We start from the raw sequence: 25,458 nt of genomic DNA, 5'->3' as shown, positions 1-25,458 counted from the left end.
GCTACTCTTCCTCGCTCAGGAACAAGTCCTCTTCTGTGCCGCCGCTGTCTTGTAGGCCGTTTTCAGCATCGCTCTCCAGGTCTGGATCGCCCTTTTCAGCCCGCTCTTGGCTCAGCTGATTTAGCAGCGACAGCACTTGGGTGCCGCGTTCTACCGAGCGGTCTTCCTTAAACAAGATTTCAGGCGTACGGCGCAGACGAATGCGCTTGCCTATCTCACTGCGCACAAAGCCCGTTGCCGCACCAAGCCCCTCCATCGTCTCGGCTCGGGCCTCATCAGTGCCGTAGATACTGACAAAGATCTTGGCGTGCTGCAGATCGCCCGAAACATCTACGTCGGTGACGCTGACCATCCCTGCCCCTACCCGGTCATCTTTGATGCCGTCTACCAGCATTTGGCTTACTTCCCGTTTGATCAGTGACGCTACTCGCGCCATCCGACGGTCATTAGGCATATTGTTTCTCCTTTCAGGCGTTATCGCCGTTCACAGCTTCAGCTTAAGCAATGTTGAGGCCCAGCATTGCCCGCAGGGTAAAGGTGAGAAATAAAAATCCTGCCACCAAGGCTCCAATCAGCGCAACTGCCGTCGTAGGCCGCTGCAGCAGAGGAACAAGGGGCTGAATTGCGTTGAAGAGAATCCCCAGCGTGAACGAGATGAGGTAGCGCGGATAGCGAATGACGTTTTCAAAAAATTCTTTCATGGATCAGGCCAGCGTTCCCTAGCAATTTGAGAGAGCAATCCTGCCAAAAAAACAGGATTTAACCTTTTCAATATCCTAGCCTACGACGAAAAAACCCCGCTTTCTCAAGCTTTTGATATAGTGAGTTTCAACAGACGCGTACATTTGATCTTGATCTCCACAGGGGGAGATGGGTCGTCCCTACAATTCTCTCGACGCCATCATGGTGATTGCTGCCCTCTCGACTCAGACCTGGCCCCGTCCCTTCCTTAAGTGGGCAGGCGGTAAAGGGCGGCTTTTAGAGCAGTACTACCCCTACTTTCCCAAGTCGTTTGATACCTATTACGAGCCTTTCTTAGGGGGAGGCGCAATTTTCTTCCACCTGACGGGCCGTTTTCGCACCGCCGTTTTGGCCGATATCAATCCTGAATTGGTCAATGTCTATCAGTGTGTGCGCAACCAGGTAGAAGACCTGATTGCGCTACTCCAGGAACACAGGCAGCAGCACAGCCAAACGCATTACTATGCAGTGCGATCGCAAACCGAGTTAAGTTGCTCGGTGCAGCGCGCCGCCCGACTAATTTATTTAAACAAAACTTGCTACAACGGCCTATATCGGGAAAACTCCAAGGGGCACTTTAATGTGCCGATGGGTCGCTACAAAAAACCAGCAATTTGTGACCCAGACCTGCTCAGATCGGCAGCTTTGGCCCTACAGTCAGCCCATATAAGGCAGGCATCTTTTGACTTCGTTTTACAGCGAGCCACCAGCCGCTACGACCTTGTCTACTTCGACCCTCCCTACTATCCCATCAGCGCCACCAGCAACTTTACAGGCTACAGTCGCTACGGCTTCACCACAGCCGACCAAGAGCAGCTTAGCCAGGTGTTTGCTACCCTAGCCGAGCGCGGTGTCCAGGTGATGCTCTCCAATTCCGACTGTCCCTTCATTCGAGACCTTTACGCCGGATTTAACATCCACACGATCCAGGCCACTAGAGCGATTAACTCTAAAGCTTGTCGTCGGGGGAAGATTACGGAGCTGTTGATTACTTCCTATTAAGAGAGACGTAGGAGGGACGCGGCCTTTCCCCGCCAGTCTTATGGCAACCGATACCCCGACGCCCGCAGAGTCAGCTCCCCCTGCCCTGGGTCGTGCTCGAAGATAAAGACGCCCTCCTGTTCTTCCTGGCTGGAGAGGAAGTCGATCTGCTGCTGGCCTTCTTCTTCGATTTCGCCGTTGCGGCGCAGCTCGGCCACAACTTCTACGGCTTCTGCAGTGCCACCCCCGACGTTGGTGACGCTAAAGGGCACGTAGTAATAGCCCCGTTCGGCGTGGACGTCGCCGTTGCGGTTGACGGCGAGAATGGGGTCTTCGTTGCTCTGGGTAGCCCAGATAAAGAGCACTAGGCCCACTAGAATGGCAACGATGAGAGAAGCGATCGCAAACGTCACGACTTCTGCAGAGATGTGCAGCGGTCGCTGGCGACGGGGTGATTTTGTTTGGGAAATAGGTTTCATAGAACTAACCGTCCGGCGGCTCCGCCTAGGGTGGCAGGCAGGCCCAAAATTAGAGTTTCTTTAAACCAGAGGAACCAGGGGTCGCGCAAGCCTAGCCGGTGAAAAAACCACAGCATACAGGCTGCCGTCAGCAGCGACACTAGGTAGGTGAGCACCGTTTCTGTCAGCGGGCGCTGAAACAGCCCGATTTGCTGCCGCCGCTGCCGCTGGGCAGTGAACCCCGCTACAAACACGATGCAGTAAGACAGCACCAGGGAAACAAGAAGCAGCGCCAGCAGCCAGAGGGGCGAAATCGCCGCTTCTAGCATGGGAATTTCATCGGTGGGCGCGATACTAAAGCCGATAATAATGGCCCCAACCAGCGTGGCTCCAACGTCCTTCAGCAGTTCCTTGGCTACCTCGTGTGGGGGTGGGGGCGGGGGTGGCGAACAATCCAACGCATCAGAGTGGGTATCGGGTTCATCCTCCTCTTGCAGAATCGAACGGGCTAGGGCAACTCCCAGGGCAAAGGGCATGCCCTCTATGACAATTTTGCCAACGGCTTCATTGAGAGGCGTTGAGGGCGTGATTTGGCGCAGCAAAATCAGCATCAAAACGGCGCAGAAAACTGCGATCGCAAGTGCCTCCACACTATCCATCGCCGCCTGCCGAACCGAGTCTGGCCGCACCTGCCGAAAGCCGTCTGTCCGGTTTAGCAGAAACACAATCAGATAGGTCACCCCCAGTAAGGCCAGCATCTGCGGCGGTTCAGTAATTGACCCAATCCACCAGGCTTCCATGGTGTAGAGCAGCGGAATGCCAAACAAAAAACCGCCGGATATACCTCGAATGAAATCCTCTAGCTCAAACTGCCACGCCTGGGCAGTCGGAAAAACAATACGCCTTGCCATAGAACCCGTCTTTGAGAGCCGATCTGAGCAGACCCTGAGCAGACGAACTGCCCATTCAGGTAAAGAACAGGTTAACCAGTTGATCCCCGCAGTAGCGTCTGCCTCAGGTATGTTTGTAGCCAGTCCATGCTTGCAGGGGCTGGCGGTTCGGGCAAACCATTGCTTAGAACCTCAGGAGGCTCAAAGCATCAGGGGATCTAAGGCATACTCCTCCCAGTCTTGGTGATACCGCTCTGAGACGTGCAGCTTCACCTCAAAGCGAGGCGGTGTCCCGGCTTTAACGTCGATGCGTAAGAAGGAATAGGGTCTGCGGCGTTCGCTTTTATGGCCGATCAGGCCCATGTACAGCTGAGATTTGGCCACCAGCCGACTTTCTGAGGTTTGTCTGTCTGCGCCTAGAAAGGTTTCGAACAGCTCTGGCCCGTCGGGCCGCTGCCGCCGCAGGCTGAGGCCGCTGCCGCCACAGACCAGCCAGTTGATATGGGAGTCGGCATGGCCAGTATCTAAGGTTCTGAGATACTCAAAGCAATGGGCATGGCCGCAGAGAACCAGATCGACCACGGGCCGATCCCCGGCTTCTCTTCCTAGTTCCTTAGTCGCTTCGTTCAAAACCCAGCGCAGGTGATGGCGTACTGCCAGGGTTTGCCCCTGATGCCACTTAGTCACCTCAGTCACGTAGGGCGGGTGATGGAAAAACAGCACTCGCCCTCGCACCTCAGGGTTGCGCCAAGAGCTCACTAGAGAGTCCTTCAGCCAGAGCAGCTGCTCCGCATCAATCGACATCATGGGCGAGGCGGTTAACTGCTTTTCAATATCAAGCAGCACCTCATCAAGCTGCTCAATCTTGCCCTGCAGGTCATCGAGCCGCTCTTGGGCGTGGGGTGCTTGCTCTCTAAGCTGAATCGCTTCTTCTACGACTGCCCGTTTTTCTGCCTCAACTGCCTCTCGCTGGGAACGCAGTAGGTGGCGGTAGTCAGAGCCCAACGGCCCTTGGGGCAGTGGCGAAGGCGCATTAAAGGTGCTGGAGTCGAGGGCAAAAAAGTCGATGCCGCCAGAGCGAAAGCTGTAGTAGCGGTTGGGCAGGCGGGTAAACTCTCCTACTCGGTACTGGAGGCAGCGCCCGGTTTCAGTTTGGCCGGTGTAGTGCGCATCGAGGTGGGCCGGCAGCTGCTCGGGCGGGATGGCTTTTAGGTAATCTAGGAAAGCTCGGGCGTAAGCGTCGCCTTCGTGGGAGCCGTGCCAGCCAATATTGGGATTGAGGTTGGTTCCCAACAATCGCCGCAGGGGTCGCATGACCTGAGTCAACAGGCCATAGGCCCAGGGCAGATTGTAGTAGTCGTGATTGCCAGGGACCGCCAAAAAAGGAAATTGAAACACCATCTTGTCGTAGGCGATCCTCTCTGGACGTTCACCGCCGACCAGCCACTCCCGGTAGGGCTCAATGAAGTTCTGGGGATATTGCTCGCTGGAGCCGACTTGGTACACCACATCACCTGTGTGCAGCAAGAAGCGGCAATCCTGCAGATGGGGCAGCATGGCTTGGGCTATTCGCCGCTGGGGATTGTAGTCGGTATGAGGCCCCGAGCCGCTGTCGCCAATGACCAAAAAGGAAAATTCGCTCTGGTCTGAGTCAGGGGTTTCTAGCGCTAGGCGGGTTTGATCGATTTTGCGATCGCGAATGGCTGGGTGCTGCCAGCACACCCGAGCCTTCATCTTGGTAATTTTGACAGGAATGGCCGGATCCAGAATAGAAGCCATAGAAATGCGTGAACAGGCTTGACTCTAGAGTAAACGCTGGCTTGAAAGATACGTGGCCCTTGCTCCAGCACTGGGCTTAAAACTATTCTGCCGGATGGGCTCGCTTAGCGATAGCCCACCAGCAGCCAGATGCCGCCCAAGGTGACTAAGACCCCCAGAACCGCCCGAAAACTAATGCGTTCTCCCAACAAAGCTGCAATCGGCAGGATAAATAGGGGACTGGTAGAAATTAGAGCCTGGGCAATGCCGGTGGGGGCAAACTTTAGCGCCGTTTGCTGCAGCCAGATGCCCAGGTAAGTGCCGAAAAAGGCTGCGATCGCAACCAGCCCTAATAGCCGCCCCGACCGTAGCGGCTGCAGCCGGGGCACAAGATTGCCTTGGCTAGCCAGCATCCCCACCATGATCACCAGGCCGCCCCCTAACCGCAGCAGCGTACTCCACAGCGGGTCCACCGCCGTATTTGCCAAGGCCGCCCGCGACATGACTGCGCCAGCCGCCTGCCCGATGGCCGCCATGCCGCCATAGAAAATACCGCGCCCCAGCTCACCCCCGATGGGCTGATGGGCCGTTGGCACCCGCTCTGAAACTACCCAGCACACTCCGATCAGCGTCAGTAAAATTCCAGTCCAGGCCTGCAGCGAGAGCTGTTCCTGTAAAAAAAATAGGGCCAGCACCGCCGACAAGGGTGGAGCTAGGGTTTCCATCAGCAAGGCCCGACGTGGCCCTAGGTGATTGAGAGCGGCAAAATAAGCGGTATCGCCCAAACCAATGCCGATTACCCCGCTGGCCAGCAGTAGGACAACTTCTCCTTGGCCTAGCCCGGTGGTCTGGCGCTGTTGCAGGCTCAGCGTTAAACTGATAAATACGAGAGCTATCAGCCCTTTGGTAATATTCAGCACCAAGGGTGAGAGAAACTTCCCTAAGCGGCCAAAAATCACCGCTGAGGCTGCCCACAAAAAAGCGGCTGTCAAGGCCGCCAGCTCTCCTTGAACAGCCAGTATAGAGTCGATCACAGATTGCCTCGAGGGTAGATAATGAAGGTAAAACCAGACTTTCCTATCTTCGCGCAGAGTGTCTTTCCCAGCTGCTCAACAGCACCCTAAAAAGGTTTAGGAAAAAGGCAAAGGTATTCTCTACAGAATCTTCATGAACTTAAGCCTGATAATCTTCGTCTTTCTTTGTAAAGGGAATTGATCTGTTCGTCTGAGTCCTCTGTCAATCACGGAGTTTGATTTTATGCGTGTTTGGGCGCTTGCTTCCTGCGGTACTCTGGTTACTCTTGCCGCCTGCACAGCAAATCAACAGGTCACCCAAGACCTGGTTAAGGAGGGTCCTTCTCCAGAAGGCAATGACTCCATCATCGAAAAACAGCAGGACACACTAGAGCGGCGGGTAGAAAAGACCGTTTCTCAACCCGAAACAGAAAGTATCGTTTCCCAACCTAAAACAGAAAGTATCGATCTCACAGCGCGCCCTCGCCCTTCGACTCAGGCTCAGGCCTTACTCCAGCAAAATCTTAATCAAATTCGAACCCGGCGCGCCAGCACCACGCCTCGACTGCAGCCAGGCCCCTCCTTTAGTCGTCAGGATCGGCCCACCCTGCCCCAAATTGCTGTGCGCCCCAGCGCCGCCACCCCCAGTCGCGTGCAGCCACAGCCGCCCCAGGCTCAGGCCAGCTCCACCCTGCCCCAGCCTCCAGCAGCTGCCCAGCCTGAAGCAGCGCTGCCAGACCTGGCTGCCCGCCCTCTAGAACCCACATCAACCTATCAAGCGCCTCTAACGCCCTCACAAGCCCCCAGCCCTGGTGCGCCTCTACAGCCAGTTCGGCAGCCTGCGAGTAACGGAGCAGTCGGTAGTGCCCCCACTAGTGCTGTCACTGCTTCGGTCAACCAAAGCACTGTTGCGACTGCACCTACCGCCATCACCCCAGCAACCCGGGAAACTCCGCCCCATCGCTCGCAAGTCCTAGCTGCGCGGCCCAACGGCCTTTCCTTGCAGCCTGTAACCGCTGCCGTTGACCCAGCAGTGCAGCCGGGGAGACACATCAGCTCAATGGGCACCATTTCATCAGAGACGAGTCAGGCTGCCCCGGCCGCTCCCGCCCGCCAGAGCGAGGTGAGCCCCAATTTGCTGCGCTCCGAGAGCCCCGCAGGCAGGCAGACAGCAGCCCAAACCGCCACGGCTCCAACCCAACCCGTCAGTCTGCCTCACCAGTCTTCTGGGATCAATCCCTTTCTGGTGCCCCCGGCCACTGTCGCTCCGGCCACCCTCACACCCACCATTCATGGCGAGGCAATGCCTCACTTCTCTACATCTGAGGTGCCAGGCCCCATCTTACCCGCCGCAGGAGAGGCTCACAGTTCAACGGCTGCCTCTGACGCTCGCCAAACCATTAATCGGCCTCTGTCGGTGGCGTTGAGACAAGCGGTTTTCCCTGACAGCCTGCCCCTCCAGGAGAGGCTGCCGCTGACAGCGCGGCCCTCGACTCAAGCGCCCGCCCGCTGTGAAGAAGCTACCGAAGACCTGCCTGCAGCATCGTCATCGCCTAGGGCTGTTAACCTCAATCAGCGGCTGCCCATTGCCGCTGCCCCTGCTGCCAAGTCGCTCACCAAACCCCAAGACTGTGCAGCCGACACCAATGAGTTAGCGCACAGAATGCCCGAAGCGGCGACCGCAGGCACTCCAATTCCAGGCCGGGTCGAGTCTCCCACTCGATACAGGCCGGCAATCGGTGTGACGCAGCCAGGAAACACCCCCTGACCCGCTGCAATGGCCGGGCCATAGGTCCCCCGATAGCGCCTGAGATATCGCTGGTGAGTTAGCGGCGTACCGATTAGCTCTAGCACTACGCGCGATTCTCCCGCAAACTGGGGCGATCGCAAGTCTGGAATCACCCGCTCTAGAGCCCGATAGAGAGGTTCTGCCCGCTCACGCTTACGCTGCTTGTAGGTGCGATCGCGCCGCCAGCCGACCCAAGGTTCCAGAGTATAGGCGTGGATAACATGGTGCCCCGGCGGGGCCAGGGACGGATCCAGCACCGAGGGGATAGAAATCATGCAGGTGTTGCCCGGCTCTGTGAGATCGCGATCGCCATCGTGCAGCACCACATGATGAACAGCCAAATCTTCTAGCCCCTCAGAACGAATCCCCAAGTGCAGATGCATAAAGCTGTTTACCGCTGGCGTCTGTAGCGATGACTGGCGATACTCGGCGGGTACGTCCTCTGGCTTAAGCAGCTGAGTTAGGGTGTCCCATACAGTCGCGTTGGAAATTACGATCGGGGCCCGCAGCACTTCTCCTTGCCGCAGCCGCACCCCAGCGACCCGGCCTGATTCCACTAGAATTTGCTCAACGTGGGCATTGAGCCGCAGCTCACCCCCCCACCGCTCCAGTCCTCGCACTAGGGCGGCAATGATGGCCCCGCTGCCGCCCACCGGGTAGTCCACCACTGAGGCATGGCGCTCACCAAACATAAAGGCCATTTCTGGCGCTACGGTTTCATGGGCTTTCATGCCTGAGAGCAGAAAGCACTCTAGGTCAAACAGCCGTCGTACCCAAGGATCGCGCACGCTCTGGTCTAGCACCTGTCCGGCAGAGGCTCCCAGTAGGGGCAGCTGGGGCAGCAGCTTGAGCAGCTGTTGGGGATAGCGGCGCAGCAGCAGCGGCAGTAGTTGCCAGTCTGAGCGCAGAGCCAGCAGTGGCACTCCCCGCAGGGCTTCGTACAGGCCCAAAAAGCGCCGCTCTAAGTCGGCCAGTTCTTTGGCTCCCTGGGGGCTAAACTGTGCGATCGCACGCCTATACTGCTCACCGTTGCCATAGATCGGCAGCGTGCCCTCCGGCAGGTGGTAATAGCCCAGCGGATCGTAGGGAATAGCCTCAATCGACTCCCCCAGCACCGCTAGCACCTGCCGCACCGGGTTGAGAGAGTTGGGATCGCTCAACCCACAGTAAAACGAAGGCCCCGAGTCAAACCGAAAGCCGCTACGGGTAAAGTCATGAGCCGCCCCACCCGGCACTGAATGGCTTTCACAGACAATAACCTGGCGACCATAACGGGCCAGCAACCCCGCTGCCACTAGCCCACCAATGCCGCCGCCAATCACAACTATGTCTGCATCCTGCATTCACCTGCACCCGTTTACTCCCTTCCTTAGAGTAGGCGGAATTAACTGATAGGGCTTAGTGAAAAGCTGCTTTAGAGCCGAAGTAAGCTCCAATTCTTGCGGTGACTGGAAGTTAAAGCATGAGGTCTATTTCCCTCTAAATGCCCTTAGATAACTGCTCTAATCAGACAGCCTTTAAAGCGATTTTGCCGATGGCGGCTCCTGACTCAGCATGGGCGTGGGCAGCAGCAATATCCGTGAAGGTAAACGATTTAGCATCTAAAAGGGGACGCACGTGAGCCTCATCCACGAGACGGGCAATCTTTGAAAGAATCTCGCCGTGGCGGGAGCGATTTACACCAAACAGCATGGGGAGCAACATATAAACCAGATGCAGGGTCAATCCCTTGGCATGGAGTAAAGTTAAGTCTTGCTGGGATAAAGAGACGAGAGAAATGACGGTGCCGTTGAGCTTTGCTGCTTTGAAGGCGTTTTGCAAGTTATCATCTCCAACCGTGTCAAACACAACGTCAAAGCCTTGTCCATCAGTGTATTCTGCAACGAATTCTTCGACAGGAGTTTGACGGTAGTTAATAGCAACATCGGCACCCAGTTTGCGGGCAATGGCTGCCTTCTCATCACTCGACACCAATGCATAGACGGTTGCACCTGCCCACTTTGCCAACTGCACACCAATATGACCTACGCCCCCAGTTCCGCCATAGACTAAAACCTTTTGACCCGATTGAACTTGGGCGCGATCAATGAGACCTTCCCAGGCCGTAATTGACACGAGCGGCAGTGCAGCAGCCTCCACCATTGTTAGAGACTGAGGCTTATGAGCAACTAGGTTGGCATCTACAAGCATATAGTCAGCTAAAGCGCCTCCAGTTCCTTTTACGCCCCCAGCACAGGCATAGACCTCATCGCCGACTTTAAAGTTGTCAACACCGTCTCCGATGGCTGTAATCACACCGGCCACATCCCCATGCAAAACTGCTGGGAAAGCAGGTGCAATATCAGCAACAGCACCCGCTCGGATCTTCACGTCTACTGGATTAATGCTAGTTGCCGCAACGCGAACTAGGATGTGATGAGGCAGAACTTCAGGCACGGGTAAGTCTGCCGTTTGGAAAACGGTGGGTTCACCAAAACGTTCGATTACAATAGCTTTCATAGCTGTTTGATTCGCTGAAATACTGTATTAAACAAGTAACATCGGCGAATAAGCACCTGAAAGGATTTACGGAAAAGTGCATCAGTTACCTTTTGGTAAGTCAATATGGCTCCTAATCTCAATGCAAGTGAAGCTGAATTGAGCTACCTGCCTCAACCCGCACTTGATCGCATTGCCAATATGGGGATCTTCGATACCAGCTGTGAGGGGCATCAGATCCTTGAAAAAATTGCTAACAAGTGGACAATTCTAATTATTTACGCCCTGACTCAGGGGAAAAAGCGATACAGCGATCTCAAACAACAGATTGCCGGCATATCGCCTAAGATGCTGGTGCAAAATCTTCGGAATCTAGAGCGATCTGGGTTGATTGAACGAGAGGTATTTCCTACTGTTCCACCTCGGGTTGACTATTCGTTGACTGCTCTTGGTGAGTCGTTGGCTGAACCACTTGCTATTTTGGGGGAATGGGCATATCAACACATTCCCGATATTAATGTGGCAACCAAACTGTACGATAACAGCCCTAAATCCGAGGATTTCTGGGAGCCCAAGTAGAACTCAGACATCAGCTCAAACAGCTTCAAGTCGTATAGCAATCGTCATATAGCAAATTGTCAAAGATGAGGCATCCCAAACATATTTTTTGGGCTTTCCTCGTTGATCAAAGAAACTTCATCATCCAAATGATTGGTGCGGTTAGTGGTTTGGCTAGAGGCGATCGCATCCCAGGACCAGCCATCATTGGTCAGCAGAGCCAGCAGCAGCTTGCGCCGCTGACCCAATCGTTTGGCGGCACGATGATACTCCTCATCACTGACAGTGGGAATGCCGTGCGATCGCAACAAATCTAGACTAGGCAGCGTTGGCGCGTCCTGGTTGGGGTTTAAATAGATGGCTCTGAGCGTATTAAGAAAAGCGGCGTTGGCCCGTCGCATAGTGTCGAGGGCCATGCTATCCGGGCGGTACTCGGCCAGCACGCCGTACTGCAACAGGGTTAGGGCCTCATCTAGAGCAGCGATGCTCAGTGGCATGCTGCGGGAGCGGTCAATACTGTGGAAGTAGTAGAGAATTGGATAGGTTAGGTGGGACTCTCCTAGCTGACTGATCATCGGAACCAGGTTGATCAAGTGCTGATCAAGCTGACCAAAGTCCTGCCCATTCCAACTGCGAGACAGAATTTCATCCCCAGTGCCACCCAGGGTTGAAATGTATAGGGCCAATCCCCGCTTCACTGCCACAGCAGAAGACACCGGCAGTAGATAGGCAACTCCCAGCGTGACAAAGAAAAACCCATTAGCAGCAGCCACTGCTGTAGAAATTTGCCAGAAGGGATACTGCGGCTTGTAGTCGCCGATGCCCAAGGTGGCAATGGTAAAGCCTGTGAAGTAGATCCGTTCCCACAAGGTAGCCGGAACACTGGTGTCGGTATTAACCACAGCTGTCTCAGCGGCGGAGAAAACCAAAGTCCAGCCAACCCAGGTCAACAGCAGCCAGACCACCACCATCAGCACTAGAATCGTCCACCCGGTTGTTACCAGCAGTGTGTGATTGTGGCGGCGATGATGGATCTTCAAAGCCAGCCACCACATACTGCCAGCAATCCATTTCATGAGCGGCCCTGCTCCGCCTACCGTAAGGGTAGTAATCACAATATCAAGGGCCACAAACAAAATAATTGCGGCCCCCAGGATAACCAGTATGGCTGTCATTGTTCAATCTGCCTGCCGGAAGCTTGATTCGCAGGGTAGACCATGAACCGAGGGGATAACTAGTATCTCAGGGGAGAAAATTAGCGCCTGCCCTCTACTCCCCAACGGCAAAAACATACCGCAGGATAAAGATCACCGCCAAAACCCACATGCCGATTGTGGTGTCGTTCAGCTTGCCTTGAAAGGCTTTGACTAATGGGTAGGCGATCAGGCCCATCGCTAGACCTTCGGCAATGGAGTACGCCAGCGGCATCAGCAAGATAGTGAGAAACGCTGCGATCGCATCTGCCGGTTCATCCCAGTTGATGTTGCGGGCTCCGGCCATCATCATCACGCCCACAATCAGTAGAGCAGGCGTGGTGGCAAAGCCAGGAATCGCGGCAAACAGCGGAATAAACAGCAGCGACAGAATAAACAGCAGCGCTGCCACCACTGCCGTAAAACCGCTGCGCCCCCCTTCAGAGATGCCAGAGGCCGACTCGATGTAGGTCGTCACGGTAGAGGTGCCCATCACGGCTCCGGCAGTGGTGCCAATGGCGTCGGCCATAAAGGCTTTTTCTACCCCCGGGAAACCGCCCCGCTCATCAATGTAGCCCGAGCGAATGCCCAGGCCAGTGAGGGTGCCAATGGTGTCAAACAAATCGACAAACAGAAAGACAAAGGTAATGCTGACAATCTGCCAAATACTGGTCTGCAACAGTTGGCCTAGCCCTACAAAGGCCTGACCAAACAGATCTACCGGAGCTTGGGGAATGGCTAGGAAGCCTGTAGGCCAAGGCGACACGCCAAAGATCCAGGCCAGCAGCGCCGTTGCAAAAATGCCCCAAAGCAAAGCCCCCGTCACCCGACGAGCAAATAGCGCCGCCGTGATCAAGATCCCCAAAATCGCCATGGCGGCAGTGGGTTCTCTTAGATCTCCCAGCGTTGTCAGCGTCGCCTCTGAGGCCACGATAATGCCAGCCCCTTTAAGCGCAATGTAGGAAATAAATAGGCCAATCCCAGCGGTTGTCGCGTGCTTCACCGCCTCTGGGATCGCTGTGACAATTTTGCTGCGCAGGTTGGTGAGGGTCAGCAGAATAAAGAGAATGCCCTCAATAAACACTGCCGCTAGGGCAATCCGCCAATCTATGCCCAGGCCCAGCACCACCGTAAAAGCGAAGTAGGCGTTGATGCCCATGCCGGGGGCCAGCGCAAAGGGCAGCTTGGCATAGAGGCCCATTACCAGGGTGGCAATGGCGGCAGAAATGCCGGTTGCCACCACAAGCTCACCAAAGAGATCCTGCGGCTCATTTAAAAAGATCGCGTTAGAGAGAATCGCCGGGTTAACAATAAGGATATAGGCCATCGTCACAAAGGTCGTGGCCCCGGCTAGAGTTTCGGTGCGCAGGTTAGTTTTGAGGGCATCGAAGTTAAAGTAGGTTGCGATCGCACCTGCTCCCCCATTGCCCTGAGTTACCCCTGTCTTGTCATGTTCGGTCACGTTTTTTCCTCACCCGTCATCTGCATCAGTCGTAAGCAAAAGCAGCCTGGTTTGCAGTCTTCAAGGCTACACAATGGAGAAATTGCCCCTTGAAAGCGCCATTTGAGTCAACTCACCAGCCCCCCCCCACCGCTAAAGGCACCCCCCCCGCCAGCCCTGAGCAGGCCATCATCGTAGCGGCCTTAGCACCGGCTGCAAAGCCCCAGCGGCGATGGTTACCGCTACTGCTGTCGAGCCTATTGATGTTCTTGCTTTCTGGCTGCTTTCAGTACGATCTGGGCATTGAGTTTGATAGCCAGACCCACGGCCAAATTGTGCAGCAGATCCGGCTCAGCGAACGGGCTGCTGCTTTGGGGGGCAGTGCCGTTCAGACCTGGCTGGCTGGGCTAGAAACTCAAGTTCGCAGCCTAGGCGGTCAAGTGCGCCGACCCGATTCAGAAACTCTGCGGCTTATCGTGCCGTTTGGCAACGGCAGCGACCTGGTCAAGCGGTTTAATCAACTTTTTCAGGCTGAGGCCGCAGCGGGAGCGGCCATTGCCGATTTGACCGACCTGCCCTCCCGCCTCAGCCTCAGCCAGCAAAATCGGGTAGTCGCGATCCGCAACCACCTGGTCTGCGATCTGGATCTGCGCGCCCTGCCTCGGCAGCCGCAAAATATTCCTGGCCTCCTGGGGGGCGCAACAGACTGGCTAGAGCTGCACTTTACCCTGCAAACGCCTTGGGGTCTCGGCCCTCTAGGGCCTGATTCTCTGGCTCCAGAGGGGACTGGCCCGGTTCGGACGTGGCTGCTGCAGCCGGGGGAAATCAATCACATCGATGCGGTATTTTGGGTGCCTAGCCCGCTCGGCTTGGGCGGCCTTGCGATCGCGGCTCTAGTACTGCTGGGATACTTCTTTAAGTACGGCTTGCGACGCGGGCGGCGGCAGGCCAAATCCGGAGGTTAAGGGCTAGAAGAGAGAAGTTTCATCTCCTCTGGGCTTCCCTTAAAGATTAGGTTTTAGTGAATTCGTTGGGCCGTTGCTAGAGGCTATATTAGTCTGGAGCTAACGGTCGGGAATAAGGGCAGTCCAGCAAACGCTGTGTGTCCTTAGATCATCCCCACCCTGGCAAAATCGACGTAGTGAATTGAGGCGTGATCCATGCGGCAGGTTAACTTTGTCGTTATTTTTGTGATTTGTCTGGCTCTGGTGCTGTTTGGCATTGAAAATACTGAGCCTGTCATTATTCATATCGTCAGAGGGCTGGATTTAGAAGCGCCCCTCTGTATCGAACTGATTATGGCTATGGGCGTCGGGGCTGTGATGGCTTGGGTCTTTAGCGTCTGGGTGCAGGTGCAGGGCTACGTGTCGGTCGGCAAGCAGATGGAGCAGCGGGAACTCCGCATTCAGCAGCTTGAGGAGGACGTAGAGCGCTACCGAGTTGAGCTTGAGGAGCAAAAGCCGATGCTGCCCGCCTCTGCCAATGCCAGTGATGCTGATGCTAATCAGGTCTTTGCCCAGTAGAATCGGGAGAATCTCGGTGAACTAATCTTTGCGACGGCTGCACCCATGTCTGTCTCCTTGGCCCAAACTGCGATCGCATTTCTCATCGATCTAGCTGAGCAGGGAGAAATTGATCCCTGGGATGTCAAGGTGATCGCCGTAATCGATCGCTTTCTCAACACCCTCAAGACTCAGGCCCAGCCCCAGGAGACTCATGGGCGCTCGCCCTATGAGGCCAACCTGTCAGAGTCAGGGCAGGCTTTCTTATATGCCTCCATGCTGGTGTTGCTCAAAGCCGATACCCTAGTGCGGGCTGAAGTCGAAGCTCATGCAGCCGCCCTACCAGTCGAGGAACTGGTCGAGGAGGAGGAGTGGCCTGAGGTCAAGCTGCCCCGTAACCTGGAGCGGCACCTGCATCGCCGTGCCGTAGCTGCGCCCCCAAAGCAGCGGCGAGTCACCCTCAAAGAGCTGATCGAACAGCTAGAGGCCATGGCCGAGGTGATGACCGATCAAGCTCCCCACAACCGGGCTCGCCGAGTTCGGCCCCAGCCCGTGCGGCAGGCAGTACGGGCCATTGCCCAACTGGCTCACCAGGAAAACCTGTCAGAAATTGCGGCGGCGCTAGAAACCTTTCTAGATCAGTATTGGGATGAGCTAGAGGGCGACCTGCAGTGGCTCGACTTCGAGGCTCTGCTCGTTGCCTGGCCCCAGTTCCAGCCGGAAGAACTGAAGGACAGCCATCATTTTGATACCGCCGAGGCCGCCTATGTGCATGAGAAGGTGGGCGTTTTTTGGGGGCTACTGTTTTTGTCAGCCCAGTCTAAGGTCGAGCTTTCTCAGGAGCAGTTTTACCGAGATCTCAAGGTAAAGAACCTGAAACGGGTGCCCCTAGAGGAAGGCGATGAGCTGCCCTCTTTTGTTTTACCAGATTGAGCCCATAGACTACCGCTGCTCATCCGGAAAGGATAGCCCCTGAAATGTTCAAATTAGTTAATATTTTGGAAAGCCATGTAAGGAATTGCTGAAGTCTATCCCGGCACCTCTACGGTTCAAAGTTGTCGTTGATAGCATGGCGAGGTGCCGCTGATGGCCTTCGGAGCGTCAGGGCACTGCGGTTTTTGTGTTTTTTCCGTTAGCAGAAGAAATATTTTTACTTCACAACTTACTGTCACAACAGAGGAAGAGTCTCTATGAAAGCCATGATCCTGGCTGCGGGTAAGGGAACTCGGGTACGGCCAATTACCTACACGATTCCCAAACCCATGATCCCCATTATGCAAAAGCCAGTGATGGAGTTCTTGCTGGAACTGCTGCGTCAGCACGGCTTTACCCAAATCATGGTGAATGTCAGCCATCTAGCCAACGAAATCGAAGGTTATTTCCGAGATGGCCAGCGATTTGGCGTGGAGCTTGCCTACTCCTTTGAAGGACGTATTGTAGACGGCAAGTTAGAGGGCGCAGCCATCGGCTCTGCCGGTGGGATGCGTAAGATTCAGGACTTTTATCCTTTCTTCGACGATACGTTTGTCGTTCTCTGTGGAGATGCGCTGATCGATCTAGATCTGACTGAGGCAGTGCGGCGACATCGGGAGAAGGGTTCGATCGCAACCATTATTACCCGCGCAGTGCCCCTAAAGCAGGTGCCCAGCTATGGTGTTGTCGTTACCGACGAGACCGGACGGGTTAAGTCCTTCCAGGAAAAGCCTGCCGTTGAAGAAGCCCTCAGCACCGACATCAATACCGGCATCTATATCTTTGAACCGGAAATCTTCAAGTACATTCCCCCCGGCACCTCCTTCGACATCGGCGGTGATCTGCTGCCCTGCCTAGTGGCCGACAACGCGCCCTTCTACGGCATCCGGATGGACTTTGAGTGGGTGGACATCGGTAAAGTCCCCGACTACTGGCAGGCCATTCAGGACGTCCTGACCGGCAAAGTCACCCTGGTTGATATCCCTGGTGAAGAGATTCGCCCTGGTGTCTATGCCGGTTTGAACGTCAAGGCCAATTGGGACAAAGTCAAAATCGAAGGCCCTGTCTACATTGGCGGCATGACCCACATCGAAGACGGAGCCACCATTATTGGCCCCAGCGCTATCGGCAACAACTGCAGCATCTGCAGCGGTGCGATTGTCGACAATAGTGTTATCTTCGAATACTCCCGCATTGGCCCTGGCGTGCGCTTGGTTGATAAGCTGGTGTTTGGCCGCTACTGTGTAGATAAGACTGGCGCTTCTATCGACATGCAGGCAGCTGCTCTAGACTGGCTGATCACCGATACTCGCCAAGAGTTTCCGTCAGAGCCGCCGGTTGAACATCGGGCCATCGCCGAACTGCTCAACCAGCACGTCTCGGCCCAGCCTCTGTAGATCTGATCTGTAGCGACCCATCTGAATTGGATGCAAAATTGCGCCCTCCAGATTGGTTTGGTGTAGGGGGTTAGGTTTCCTGATCCGCTGCCGTTTAACCCATTGCCAGAAGGCCAGAGAGGTTGTTTGACAGCCCCTCTGGCCTTCTAGTAACTGCCTACGGAAATACCCCCAAATGCTCTAGACTTAACGGAATAGGCGCTTTTCGACGTAGGAAAGGAACCCATGCGACTGTCTCAGATGCTCTTTGTGACCCTGCGGGAAGATCCGGCAGAGGCAGAGATTCCCAGCCACAAGCTCATGCTCAGAGCGGGCTACATTCGCCGCATTGCCAGCGGTGTCTATGCCTATTTGCCGCTGCTGTTGCGAGTGCTCAGCAAAGTCTCTGCCATCGTCCGCGAAGAAATGAACGCGACGGGTGCCCAAGAGTGTCTGCTGCCCCAGCTTCAGCCCGCTGACCTGTGGCAAGAGTCGGGCCGTTGGAACACCTACACTAAAGCCGAAGGCATTATGTTTTCGCTGGTAGATCGGCGGCAGCAGGAAATGGGCCTAGGGCCGACCCATGAGGAAGTCATCACTGCTGTGGCACGAGACATGATCCGCTCGTACCGCCAACTGCCGCTGCACCTGTACCAGATTCAGACCAAGTTTAGAGATGAGATTCGGCCCCGTTTTGGCCTCATGCGCGGGCGTGAGTTCATCATGAAAGACGGCTACTCGTTTCACCCAGATGAGACCAGCCTGAAGCAGACCTACCAGGAGATGTATACGGCCTACAGCAACATCCTGCGCCGCTGTGGACTCGAGTTTCGGGCCGTGGAAGCCGACTCTGGGGCAATTGGCGGCTCTGGCTCCCACGAATTCATGGTGCTGGCCGAGGCCGGAGAGGACGAGGTGCTGTTTACTGAGGACGGCAAATATGCCGCCAACGTTGAAAAGGCTGTGTCTTTGCCGGTTGATGCTGAGCCTTCTGCCTTCCAGTCCTACGAAAAGCTAGAAACGCCGAACACCCCCACCATTGACTCTCTGGCCAAGTTTCTCAAGTGCTCCCCGACTCAGATCGTTAAAAACGTTCTCTACCAGGTGACCTACGACACCGGCAAAATGGTGCTGGTGCTGGTCAGCATTCGGGGTGATCAAGATGTCAATGAGGTGAAGCTGATTAACGAGCTGACTAAGCTCGCTAAGGACTACGGTGGCAGCACCGTGATTGCGCTGGAGGTGCCCGCCGCTGAAGCCCAAGAGAAGTGGGCCGCTAAGCCGCTGCCTCTGGGCTATATTGCCCCTGACTTGGCCGATGACCACATTCAGAAAGGCGTAGAAAACTTAGCGCCGAAGTTTCTGCGCATGGTCGATAAAACGGCTGTTGAGCTAAAAAACTTTGTCACCGGATCCAATGAGGCTGGCTACCACGTCGTAGGCGCTAACTGGGGCAGTGAGCTTACCTTGCCTCGGTTAGCGGTCGATGTGCGCAAGGCTAGCGCCGGGGATCGGGCGATTCACGATTCGGCCCAGACCCTGCAGACGGCGCGCGGTATTGAGATCGGCCATATCTTTCAGCTGGGGACGAAGTACTCCAAGGTCTTGAGCGCGACGTTTACTAGTGAGCAGGGTGAGGAAGTGCCGCTGGTGATGGGCTGCTATGGCGTGGGCGTGTCGCGTTTGGCTCAGGCAGCGGTGGAGCAGTCTTACGACAAAGACGGGATTGTTTGGCCGGTTGCGATCGCACCCTACCAAGCTATCGTCGTTATTCCCAACATTGCTGATAAAGACCAGGTAGCCGCCGCTGAACAGCTCTACCAAGACCTCAATGCCGCTGGCATCGAAACCTTGCTAGATGATCGCGACGAACGGGCCGGGGTCAAGTTTAAGGACGCTGATTTAATTGGCATACCTTTCCGGGTGGTGACAGGCCGTTCGTTGAAAGATGGAAAGGTGGAGGTGGTGCAGCGAGCCACCCATTCCTCTCAGGAATTGGTGGTCTCGGAAGTGGTATCTACTTTAAGGGGCTGGGTTGACGACGCGTTAAAAGGTTAGACGCTAAGGGGTCAGATGGAAATTATCGCGGCTATTCTGGCTGGGCTCCTCTCGATTGCCTCTCCTGTGGGGGCGGTCGTCGATCGGCTGGCAGAAGATGCCATTCGCAATCAGATCAGTGGGGCCGAACAGCTGTCGGTGCGGATCGACAACGTGCCCAACTATCAGCTCATCAATGGTCGGGTAGAGCACGTTCGGATGGCAGGCCGGGGAGTTTACCCGATTCCGGAACTGCGGATTAGCACCATTGACCTGGAAACCGACCCTATTGATGTTGACCTGGCCAGCCTGCAGCAGGGCCGCCTGCAGTTAGACGAACCTGCCGCTGTTGCCCTGCGCCTAGTGCTAGAGGCAGACGACATCAACGCCTTTTTGCAGACAGAACGGGTGCAGGGTTGGCTTGATCGGTTTCAGTTCAACCTACCTGGGCAGGGCGGCGACCGACAGGTTGCCCGCTACGGCCTAACCAATCCGGTGCTCAGCTTTCTGGAGGGTGGTCGGGTTGGCCTGAGCGTGGATTTACAGGATCGGGTGCTCAACGAAACCATTGCGATTGACGTTGATCTGGGCCTTGCGATCGCAAACGGCCATCAGCTCCAGCTGATCGACCCTCGCCTCAGCATTGACGGCCAAGAAGCACCACCCCAGTTGCTAACCGCCTTGATAGACGGGGCCAATCGGCAGCTGACCCTGCGTTTGCTGGAGCGATCTGGCATCGTGGCGCGGGTGCTAAACTTTCAAATTCGCAACAATGAGTTAGAAGTTGCCGTCTTTGCTAAGGTAGACCCATCCTCTCCCTGGCTGGTCAACAATCAGCAGGCAAACTCTTCTGCAATTCCAGGCAGCCCTTAAAATTCGCTCTACCTGCCTTAGTGGCCCGCCCCCTCCTTGCCGCACTCTTGGGACGAATATGGAAGATAGAAAAGGTATTCAAGGAAAAGGTATTCAAGGGATTCGACGCATTCCCCTTGGCATTGTGGCCACGCTGGCGACTGTTGTGCTGGCCTCAGGAGGCGCTGCTGCCTGGTTCACATGGCGCACGCTCAACCCCGTCAAGCCTCCAGTTGCTGAGTTTCCGGTCATTAGTCAGCCTGAGAGCGAGGCCCCGGTTGACCCTCCGATTGAGAGCAGCCAGACCCCTACTGTGCCAAAGCCTGCCCAGGAAGCGCCACCGACTGCGCCAGCAGTTCAGGAAGCAGCAGGACAAATCTTTTGGGTTAAAGATGTCGATGGCCGTTTAGCGCTGTCACCCGAATCAGTCAGCCTGCCGGGAAGCACCTCAGATGAGCAGCTTGAGGCCGCCTTCGAGGCCCTGTTCTCCAAGCCAGGCAACCCCTCTCAAGATGCCGTCACCACCATTCCCGACAAAACTCAGGTGCTCGATGTCAGTGTAGAGTCTGACGGGGTGCATGTGGATCTGTCGCAGACCTTTGAAACAGGCGGTGGCAGCACATCGATGATTGGCCGCTTGGGTCAGATTGTCTATACCGCTACAGCTTTGGACCCTGATGCGCCTGTCTGGATTTCGGTGGAGGGCAAGCCGCTAACGCTCCTAGGCGGCGAAGGTATTGAAGTCAGTCAGCCCATGACCCGAGACGACGTTAAGGCGGCCTTTGACCTATAGCCCGTATGCTCATCCCCGTAGGTTGGGTTGAGCAAAGCAAAACCCAACACAGTGAATACTGGATTAAAGGTTGGGTCGCGCTGCGCTTGGTCCAACCTACAATTTTTTGTTCAACCTGGCTAATGAGAACTAATCGAGATTAATTCTCATCTACTGTGGCGACACTCGGTTGCTCAATTAGCTCCGAGGAGTGGCAAGGCTGAAGTTACGGAAATGCTGGGCCTGCTGCTCAATACGGCTGGCAATGCGATCGCAGACCAGCCCACACAGGTCAAAGATCAGCGGATCAGAAACGCTGTAAAACGCTGATGTGCCTTCGGTGCGGCGAGACAGAATGCCTGCTTGGAGCATGACCTTGAGGTGCTTCGAAACGTTGGCCTGGCTGGTTTTAGTGGCTTCAACTAGCTCTTGCACGCACTTTTCCCCGTCCCGCAACAGGTTGAGCAGCCGCAGTCGCATGGGCTCACTCAGCACACTGAAATATTCAGCAACTTGCTGCACCACCTCCGTAGGCACCGTCTCCATTGAGTTTTACTCCAATCGAGGTGTGTTGAGAACGATCCCCGTTATTTTAACAACAATTTCATTTTTCAAGCCATTCATAGGAATGCAGTAATCATCTTCTCCTCACATTAGTGTTGAGCTTGGTTAAAGTTGCTGAGCTTGAGGGAACTTAGGCTTAAACTTGGCGAGCCTCTAAAACGCCTTCTGCCTGGTGGGCAATGTCTCGCAGCTGATCTAGCATGTCTGCCTGGGGCGATTGCCAAAGGCCTCGCTGGTGAGCCTCCAGCAGCCGTTCTGCCATGTCCCGCAAGGCCCAGGGGTTGGCCTGCTGCACAAACGCCTGTACCTGCTGATCGAGCACATAGGCGTCGGCTACGCCCTGGTACATATAGTCGGCTACGCAGTGGGCGGTTGCATCGTAGGCAAACAGGTAGTCCACAGTTGCCGCCATCTCAAAAGCTCCCTTGTAGCCGTGGCGCATCACGCCCTCTATCCACTTAGGATTGATCACCCGTGATCGGTAGACCCGGCCAATTTCTTCCTGCAGAGTGCGAACTTTAGGGTTTTCTGGCAAGGCGTGGTCGCCAAAGTAGGTCTGAGGATTTTGCCCCTGCACAGCTCGTACGGCTGCCGTCATTCCGCCTTGGAACTGGTAGTAGTCGTCTGAGTCGAGCAGGTCGTGTTCCCGGTTGTCCTGGTTGTGCAGCACGATTTGCAGCTGACTGAGTCGGGCCTCAAAGGCTTCGGGAGCGGCATGGCCTGCTGCGTTACGGCTGTAGGCGTAGCTGCTCCAGTTAATGTAGGCGCGGGCCAGATCGGTGTCATCGGTCCAATTTTGAGCTTCGATTAGCCCCTGCAATCCCGCGCCGTAGGCCCCCGGTTTGGAGCCAAAAATGCGGTATTGCGATCGCACTTGGGCCTGCTCTGCCGTTAACCCTTGCCGCTGCCAGGTCTTTGTTTCCTGCTGTACTCGCGCCGCTAGAGGATTCTGCTCGGTGGGTTCATCTAATGCCGCCACAGCAGCTACGGCCCGGTCAAACAGGTCGATCAAATTGGGAAAGGCATCGCGGAAGAAGCCTGAGATGCGCAGCGTTACATCTACCCGAGGCCGCCCTAGGGCCGAGAGCGGCAAAATCTCAAAGTCTACTACCCGCCGCGAAGGCCCATCCCAAGCAGGCCGCACGCCCATCAGCGCCAGCGCTTCGGCCAGGTCATCGCCGCCGGTTCGCATGGTCGAGGTGCCCCAGACCGACAGGCCCAGCGTTTGAGGGTATTCGCCGTTTTCCTGAACGTAGCGCTCTACTAACGTTTCGGCGGCTTTGCGGCCCACGTCCCAGGCGCTCTCTGTGGGAATGGCCCGGATATCGACCGAGAAGAAATTGCGTCCGGTGGGCAAAACCTCAGGCCGGTTGCGAGTGGGTGCCCCTGAGGGGCCGCTGGGCACGTATTGGCCTGCTAGCCCTCGCAGCAGATTCGTCAACTCCTGGGGGGTTTGTCGGAGGGCGGGTAGGAGCGTAGATCGAATCCACTGCAGCTCTTTCTCTAAAGAATTCCCGATTCCCCACGTTATGAAGGCTTCTGTGGAGCCAGGCTCGGCGATTAAAGCTTCTACCAATTGTGCCGCTTCGGCCTCCAGCACCTCTACGACATCCCCCACCATCCGGCATCCCTGTAGAGATGCGATTAATGGCGTCTCTACAGCCTCTGGAACCTCCCATGACTGCCCTAAATCGTCCATTAACGGGTCAATCTCTAGCCCCCAATCCGCCGCGAGCGCTCGCGTTAATCCCAATCGCCCTGGCCCTGGATGCCGCGCGATCGCAACTACCAGATCTCGCAGCTGCCGCCCCGCCGGACAGTGCCCGAAGATGTGCAGCCCATCGCGGATCTGGGCCTCCTTGAGTTCGCACAGGTAGGTGTCAATATGAGGCAGCAGGTTCGTCAGGGTTGCTGGCTGCAGGGAGTTTTGTCCTTTGGCTGCTGGGGTGGTCTGCTGGCCCAGTTCCTGCCAGAGGTGGGTGTCTTTTAGCAGGGTGAGGATGCGATCGCAAATCATCGGCAGCCGCTTTGGGTCCAGGCTTTGGGCTTCGTAGTATTCATCCACTAGCGCCTCTAGCTGCTGCAGCGGGCCGTATAGCTCAGCCCGCGTCATCGGCGGCGTTAGGTGATCGAGAATGACGGCCTGGGCGCGGCGCTTGGCCTGGGCTCCTTCCCCAGGGTCATTCACGATAAAGGGATAGAGGTGGGGCATGGGGCCAAACACGGCTTCGGGGTAGCAGCTGGCCGACAGCGCTAGGCTCTTACCGGGCAGCCACTCCAGGTTGCCGTGCTTGCCTACATGCACAATTGCCTGTGCCTGGAACTGCTGCCGCAGCCAGGTATAAAAAGCCAGATAGTCGTGGGTTGGCTCCAGATCGGGGGCATGGTAGTTGAGGCTCGGGTCAATATCGTAGCCCCGGCTGGGCTGAACCCCGACAAAGACGTTGCCGAACTGTAACCCAGCAATGGCAAATTCTGAGGAGCCTGGTTCCAGACTTGATCCCGGGGTGCCCCACCGCTGCTCCATGCCCGCCTGCACCGCTAGGGGCAGTTTGGCAAATGCCACCTGGTAAGCCGTCAGCGGCAGATTCTGCTGCACCACTCGAAATTCCCGGCCCTCAGGGTCGTTAGTCACCCCTGCCGTGAGCCGCTGGATCAGGGCATCGCCTGATGTAGGAATGTCGTCTACGGTATACCCAGCTGTCTTCAGAGCCTGCAAAATCTCGATGCAGCTCTGGGGCGTGTCTAGCCCCACGCCATTAGCCAGCCGTCCATCACGGTTAGGATAGTTGGCCAAAATCAAAGCAACTCGGCGCTCGGCTGGGGGTGTTTGGCGCAGCTTCACCCAGTTTGCCGCCAGCTCAGCTACAAACTCAATCCGGTCGGCTACCGGCTCATAAGTCACGACATCTGTTTCTAAGCGAGTGCTGTGCTGGTGGGCTGCTTTAAACGAAACGGCCCGGGTCACAATGCGGCCATCGACCTCTGGCAAGGCCACATTCATTGCAATATCTCTGGGGGCCAGCCCCATCGGCTGCTGCTGCCAAAAGTCGTGAGTGCCGCCGCTGAGAATGACCTGCAGCACTGGCACATCGAGCGCCTGCCACAGGTCAAGCTGGAGATCAGCCCCATCGAGCTTGGCGACCGAAAAGCTGGTCGTATTTAATAGGATGTCGATGCTGGATTCTCCCACTGGCTTGAGTTGCGCCAGCAGATCCTCCTGCACCTCCGGCTCCTGCAGCGAAGAGACAAAAATTGGCAGCGGCATGATGCCTCGCTTTTCTAGAGCCTGACTGAGGGCTGTGATGGGCGCTGTGTTGCCCGCCAGATAATGGGCGCGGTAAAAGAGAATGCCTGCCCGGGCGGTTCCTTGCGGCTGGGCTGAATTTTGCGCCCTGCCATAGATACCCACCTTGGGCACGGCTATTGGGGCGGGCGGGTTGAACTGGGTGCCGAGAATGCGATCGCACACTGCCATCAGCCCATGACTCATATTTTCTACGCCCCCTTCTATCAGGTAGCGCCAGAGCGCGTTAGCCACCTGCAGCGGCACTGTTGAATGGCTCATTAACTCCAGATCAGGCCGATCGTCTCCTGGCAGCACAATTAGAGCTGCCCCAGAGTCAGCGGCAGTGGCTTTGGCCACCTCCAGCCCGTAGGACCAGTAGGCCCGTCCTCCCAGCAATCGCACAATAATAATCTGCGCCTGCTGCAGCACAGCTTCAGCATAGGTGTCGATGGTGAGTTGCTGCTGGAGCTGCAGCAGGTTGGTCACCCGCATCTCTGGGAAAGCGGCAGGCAAACTCGACATGGCCTGGGCTAGGCACTGGATTTCGGTATCGGCGGCAGTGAGAAAGACCACAGGAGCAGGCGTTTGCTCAATAAAAATGACGCCTTCTGAGCTAGGCGTCCAGCCGCCGGGGGTTGCTGCTAAGCGGTGCATGAAATCTAAAGCAACTGCTAAATCTGAAGGAACTCTAGTGTATGGGGGGGATAGGGGAATCTGAAAGCTAGCATAAGCCAATGTCGACAATCAGCTGCTTCAATTCATCTGTATCAATAGCAGACATAGACAAACTCTGA

General features: G+C 56.0%; 21 protein-coding genes. 9 read left to right on the top strand and 12 right to left on the bottom strand.

All coding sequences use genetic code 11. The features are described 5' to 3' along the window. Nucleotide 1 precedes the first annotated feature (1 nt). Nucleotides 2-454, bottom strand: coding sequence for a 30S ribosome-binding factor RbfA (gene rbfA, locus H6G13_RS07960; protein ID WP_190482597.1), 453 nt, complete (start codon nucleotides 452-454; stop codon nucleotides 2-4). 43 nt (nucleotides 455-497) lie between these two features. Beyond that, a complete protein-coding gene (locus H6G13_RS07955; RefSeq protein ID WP_190482596.1) occupies nucleotides 498-701 on the bottom strand; it encodes a DUF751 family protein in 204 nt (67 codons plus the stop codon). A 202-nt stretch (nucleotides 702-903) separates the two neighbouring features. Between H6G13_RS07955 and H6G13_RS07950 the strand changes: the two genes are divergently transcribed. Further along, nucleotides 904-1,743, top strand: a complete 840-nt coding sequence (locus tag H6G13_RS07950; protein WP_190482938.1) for a DNA adenine methylase — start codon at nucleotides 904-906, stop codon at nucleotides 1,741-1,743. A gap of 38 nt (nucleotides 1,744-1,781) precedes the next feature. Here H6G13_RS07950 and H6G13_RS07945 read toward each other — a convergent pair whose 3' ends face one another. The 6 genes from H6G13_RS07945 to H6G13_RS07920 all read right to left on the bottom strand — a co-directional run bounded on the left by H6G13_RS07945 (nucleotide 1,782) and on the right by H6G13_RS07920 (nucleotide 10,129). Then, a complete protein-coding gene (locus H6G13_RS07945) occupies nucleotides 1,782-2,201 on the bottom strand; it encodes a TIGR02588 family protein (protein WP_190482595.1) in 420 nt (139 codons plus the stop codon). After that, nucleotides 2,198-3,091 carry a TIGR02587 family membrane protein gene (locus H6G13_RS07940; protein ID WP_190482594.1) on the bottom strand — a complete coding sequence of 298 codons (894 nt, stop codon included), beginning with the start codon at nucleotides 3,089-3,091 and terminating at the stop codon, nucleotides 2,198-2,200. The genes H6G13_RS07945 and H6G13_RS07940 overlap by 4 nt, the downstream gene beginning before the upstream one ends. Nucleotides 3,092-3,271: 180 nt before the next feature. Then, entirely contained in the window at nucleotides 3,272-4,849 is a 1,578-nt protein-coding gene (locus H6G13_RS07935) for a metallophosphoesterase (RefSeq protein ID WP_190482593.1), read from the bottom strand. A gap of 104 nt (nucleotides 4,850-4,953) precedes the next feature. Next, nucleotides 4,954-5,862: a DMT family transporter gene (locus H6G13_RS07930; RefSeq protein WP_347277442.1), complete on the bottom strand. Its 909-nt coding sequence runs from the start codon at nucleotides 5,860-5,862 to the stop codon at nucleotides 4,954-4,956. A 1,551-nt stretch (nucleotides 5,863-7,413) separates the two neighbouring features. Continuing rightward, nucleotides 7,414-8,973, bottom strand: a complete 1,560-nt coding sequence (locus tag H6G13_RS07925) for an NAD(P)/FAD-dependent oxidoreductase (RefSeq protein WP_190482592.1) — start codon at nucleotides 8,971-8,973, stop codon at nucleotides 7,414-7,416. A 163-nt stretch (nucleotides 8,974-9,136) separates the two neighbouring features. Next, complete coding sequence (locus H6G13_RS07920; RefSeq protein WP_190482591.1) at nucleotides 9,137-10,129, bottom strand: zinc-dependent alcohol dehydrogenase family protein; 993 nt, start codon at nucleotides 10,127-10,129, stop codon at nucleotides 9,137-9,139. 105 nt (nucleotides 10,130-10,234) lie between these two features. Here H6G13_RS07920 and H6G13_RS07915 point away from each other — a divergent pair, with 105 nt between their 5' ends. Then, nucleotides 10,235-10,687: a helix-turn-helix domain-containing protein gene (locus tag H6G13_RS07915; protein WP_190482590.1), complete on the top strand. Its 453-nt coding sequence runs from the start codon at nucleotides 10,235-10,237 to the stop codon at nucleotides 10,685-10,687. A gap of 59 nt (nucleotides 10,688-10,746) precedes the next feature. On the opposite strand, the gene H6G13_RS07910 is transcribed toward H6G13_RS07915, so the two are convergent. Continuing rightward, nucleotides 10,747-11,841, bottom strand: a complete 1,095-nt coding sequence (locus H6G13_RS07910; protein WP_190482589.1) for a two pore domain potassium channel family protein — start codon at nucleotides 11,839-11,841, stop codon at nucleotides 10,747-10,749. 94 nt (nucleotides 11,842-11,935) lie between these two features. Beyond that, nucleotides 11,936-13,321, bottom strand: coding sequence for an NCS2 family permease (locus H6G13_RS07905; protein WP_190482588.1), 1,386 nt, complete (start codon nucleotides 13,319-13,321; stop codon nucleotides 11,936-11,938). An 89-nt stretch (nucleotides 13,322-13,410) separates the two neighbouring features. Between H6G13_RS07905 and H6G13_RS07900 the strand changes: the two genes are divergently transcribed. The 7 genes from H6G13_RS07900 (at nucleotide 13,411) to H6G13_RS07870 (ending at nucleotide 20,832) form a co-directional block, all read left to right on the top strand. Further along, entirely contained in the window at nucleotides 13,411-14,265 is an 855-nt protein-coding gene (locus H6G13_RS07900) for a DUF3153 domain-containing protein (protein ID WP_190482587.1), read from the top strand. 195 nt (nucleotides 14,266-14,460) lie between these two features. Continuing rightward, nucleotides 14,461-14,823, top strand: a complete 363-nt coding sequence (locus tag H6G13_RS07895) for a LapA family protein (RefSeq protein ID WP_190482586.1) — start codon at nucleotides 14,461-14,463, stop codon at nucleotides 14,821-14,823. 45 nt (nucleotides 14,824-14,868) lie between these two features. Next, a complete protein-coding gene (locus tag H6G13_RS07890) occupies nucleotides 14,869-15,735 on the top strand; it encodes a segregation/condensation protein A (protein WP_190482585.1) in 867 nt (288 codons plus the stop codon). Nucleotides 15,736-15,992: 257 nt separating this feature from the next. Then, nucleotides 15,993-17,171, top strand: a complete 1,179-nt coding sequence (locus tag H6G13_RS07885; RefSeq protein WP_190482584.1) for an NDP-sugar synthase — start codon at nucleotides 15,993-15,995, stop codon at nucleotides 17,169-17,171. A gap of 225 nt (nucleotides 17,172-17,396) precedes the next feature. Continuing rightward, nucleotides 17,397-19,208, top strand: a complete 1,812-nt coding sequence (locus H6G13_RS07880; protein ID WP_190482583.1) for a proline--tRNA ligase — start codon at nucleotides 17,397-17,399, stop codon at nucleotides 19,206-19,208. 15 nt (nucleotides 19,209-19,223) lie between these two features. Then, nucleotides 19,224-20,060: a DUF2993 domain-containing protein gene (locus tag H6G13_RS07875; RefSeq protein WP_190482582.1), complete on the top strand. Its 837-nt coding sequence runs from the start codon at nucleotides 19,224-19,226 to the stop codon at nucleotides 20,058-20,060. A 58-nt stretch (nucleotides 20,061-20,118) separates the two neighbouring features. Further along, nucleotides 20,119-20,832 (top strand): GerMN domain-containing protein, encoded by a 714-nt coding sequence (locus H6G13_RS07870; RefSeq protein WP_190482581.1) that lies wholly within the window; start codon nucleotides 20,119-20,121, stop codon nucleotides 20,830-20,832. 177 nt (nucleotides 20,833-21,009) lie between these two features. On the opposite strand, the gene H6G13_RS07865 is transcribed toward H6G13_RS07870, so the two are convergent. Together H6G13_RS07865 and cobN are read right to left on the bottom strand one after the other, a co-directional pair. After that, nucleotides 21,010-21,357: a metalloregulator ArsR/SmtB family transcription factor gene (locus H6G13_RS07865; protein ID WP_190482580.1), complete on the bottom strand. Its 348-nt coding sequence runs from the start codon at nucleotides 21,355-21,357 to the stop codon at nucleotides 21,010-21,012. Between the two features lie 154 nt (nucleotides 21,358-21,511). Then, nucleotides 21,512-25,318: a cobaltochelatase subunit CobN gene (gene cobN / locus H6G13_RS07860; RefSeq protein ID WP_190482579.1), complete on the bottom strand. Its 3,807-nt coding sequence runs from the start codon at nucleotides 25,316-25,318 to the stop codon at nucleotides 21,512-21,514. Nucleotides 25,319-25,458: the final 140 nt, after the last annotated feature.

This window comes from Pseudanabaena sp. FACHB-2040 (assembly GCF_014696715.1).
Taxonomy (GTDB): Bacteria; Cyanobacteriota; Cyanobacteriia; order Phormidesmidales; family Phormidesmidaceae; genus JACVSF01.
Note: the sequence above shows the minus strand (reverse complement) of the source record. Positions and strands in the feature narration are given on the sequence as shown.

What these genes read in the sequence shown, in the direction of transcription:
- rbfA (WP_190482597.1), bottom strand. Translation starts at nt 454, where the DNA reads ATGCCTAATGACCGTCGGATGGCGCGAGTAGCGTCACTGATCAAACGG.
- H6G13_RS07955 (WP_190482596.1), bottom strand. Translation starts at nt 701, where the DNA reads ATGAAAGAATTTTTTGAAAACGTCATTCGCTATCCGCGCTACCTCATC.
- H6G13_RS07950 (WP_190482938.1), top strand. Translation starts at nt 904, where the DNA reads ATGGTGATTGCTGCCCTCTCGACTCAGACCTGGCCCCGTCCCTTCCTT.
- H6G13_RS07945 (WP_190482595.1), bottom strand. Translation starts at nt 2,201, where the DNA reads ATGAAACCTATTTCCCAAACAAAATCACCCCGTCGCCAGCGACCGCTG.
- H6G13_RS07940 (WP_190482594.1), bottom strand. Translation starts at nt 3,091, where the DNA reads ATGGCAAGGCGTATTGTTTTTCCGACTGCCCAGGCGTGGCAGTTTGAG.
- H6G13_RS07935 (WP_190482593.1), bottom strand. Translation starts at nt 4,849, where the DNA reads ATGGCTTCTATTCTGGATCCGGCCATTCCTGTCAAAATTACCAAGATG.
- H6G13_RS07925 (WP_190482592.1), bottom strand. Translation starts at nt 8,973, where the DNA reads ATGCAGGATGCAGACATAGTTGTGATTGGCGGCGGCATTGGTGGGCTA.
- H6G13_RS07920 (WP_190482591.1), bottom strand. Translation starts at nt 10,129, where the DNA reads ATGAAAGCTATTGTAATCGAACGTTTTGGTGAACCCACCGTTTTCCAA.
- H6G13_RS07915 (WP_190482590.1), top strand. Translation starts at nt 10,235, where the DNA reads ATGGCTCCTAATCTCAATGCAAGTGAAGCTGAATTGAGCTACCTGCCT.
- H6G13_RS07910 (WP_190482589.1), bottom strand. Translation starts at nt 11,841, where the DNA reads ATGACAGCCATACTGGTTATCCTGGGGGCCGCAATTATTTTGTTTGTG.
- H6G13_RS07895 (WP_190482586.1), top strand. Translation starts at nt 14,461, where the DNA reads ATGCGGCAGGTTAACTTTGTCGTTATTTTTGTGATTTGTCTGGCTCTG.
- H6G13_RS07890 (WP_190482585.1), top strand. Translation starts at nt 14,869, where the DNA reads ATGTCTGTCTCCTTGGCCCAAACTGCGATCGCATTTCTCATCGATCTA.
- H6G13_RS07885 (WP_190482584.1), top strand. Translation starts at nt 15,993, where the DNA reads ATGAAAGCCATGATCCTGGCTGCGGGTAAGGGAACTCGGGTACGGCCA.
- H6G13_RS07880 (WP_190482583.1), top strand. Translation starts at nt 17,397, where the DNA reads ATGCGACTGTCTCAGATGCTCTTTGTGACCCTGCGGGAAGATCCGGCA.
- H6G13_RS07875 (WP_190482582.1), top strand. Translation starts at nt 19,224, where the DNA reads ATGGAAATTATCGCGGCTATTCTGGCTGGGCTCCTCTCGATTGCCTCT.
- H6G13_RS07870 (WP_190482581.1), top strand. Translation starts at nt 20,119, where the DNA reads ATGGAAGATAGAAAAGGTATTCAAGGAAAAGGTATTCAAGGGATTCGA.
- H6G13_RS07865 (WP_190482580.1), bottom strand. Translation starts at nt 21,357, where the DNA reads ATGGAGACGGTGCCTACGGAGGTGGTGCAGCAAGTTGCTGAATATTTC.
- cobN (WP_190482579.1), bottom strand. Translation starts at nt 25,318, where the DNA reads ATGCACCGCTTAGCAGCAACCCCCGGCGGCTGGACGCCTAGCTCAGAA.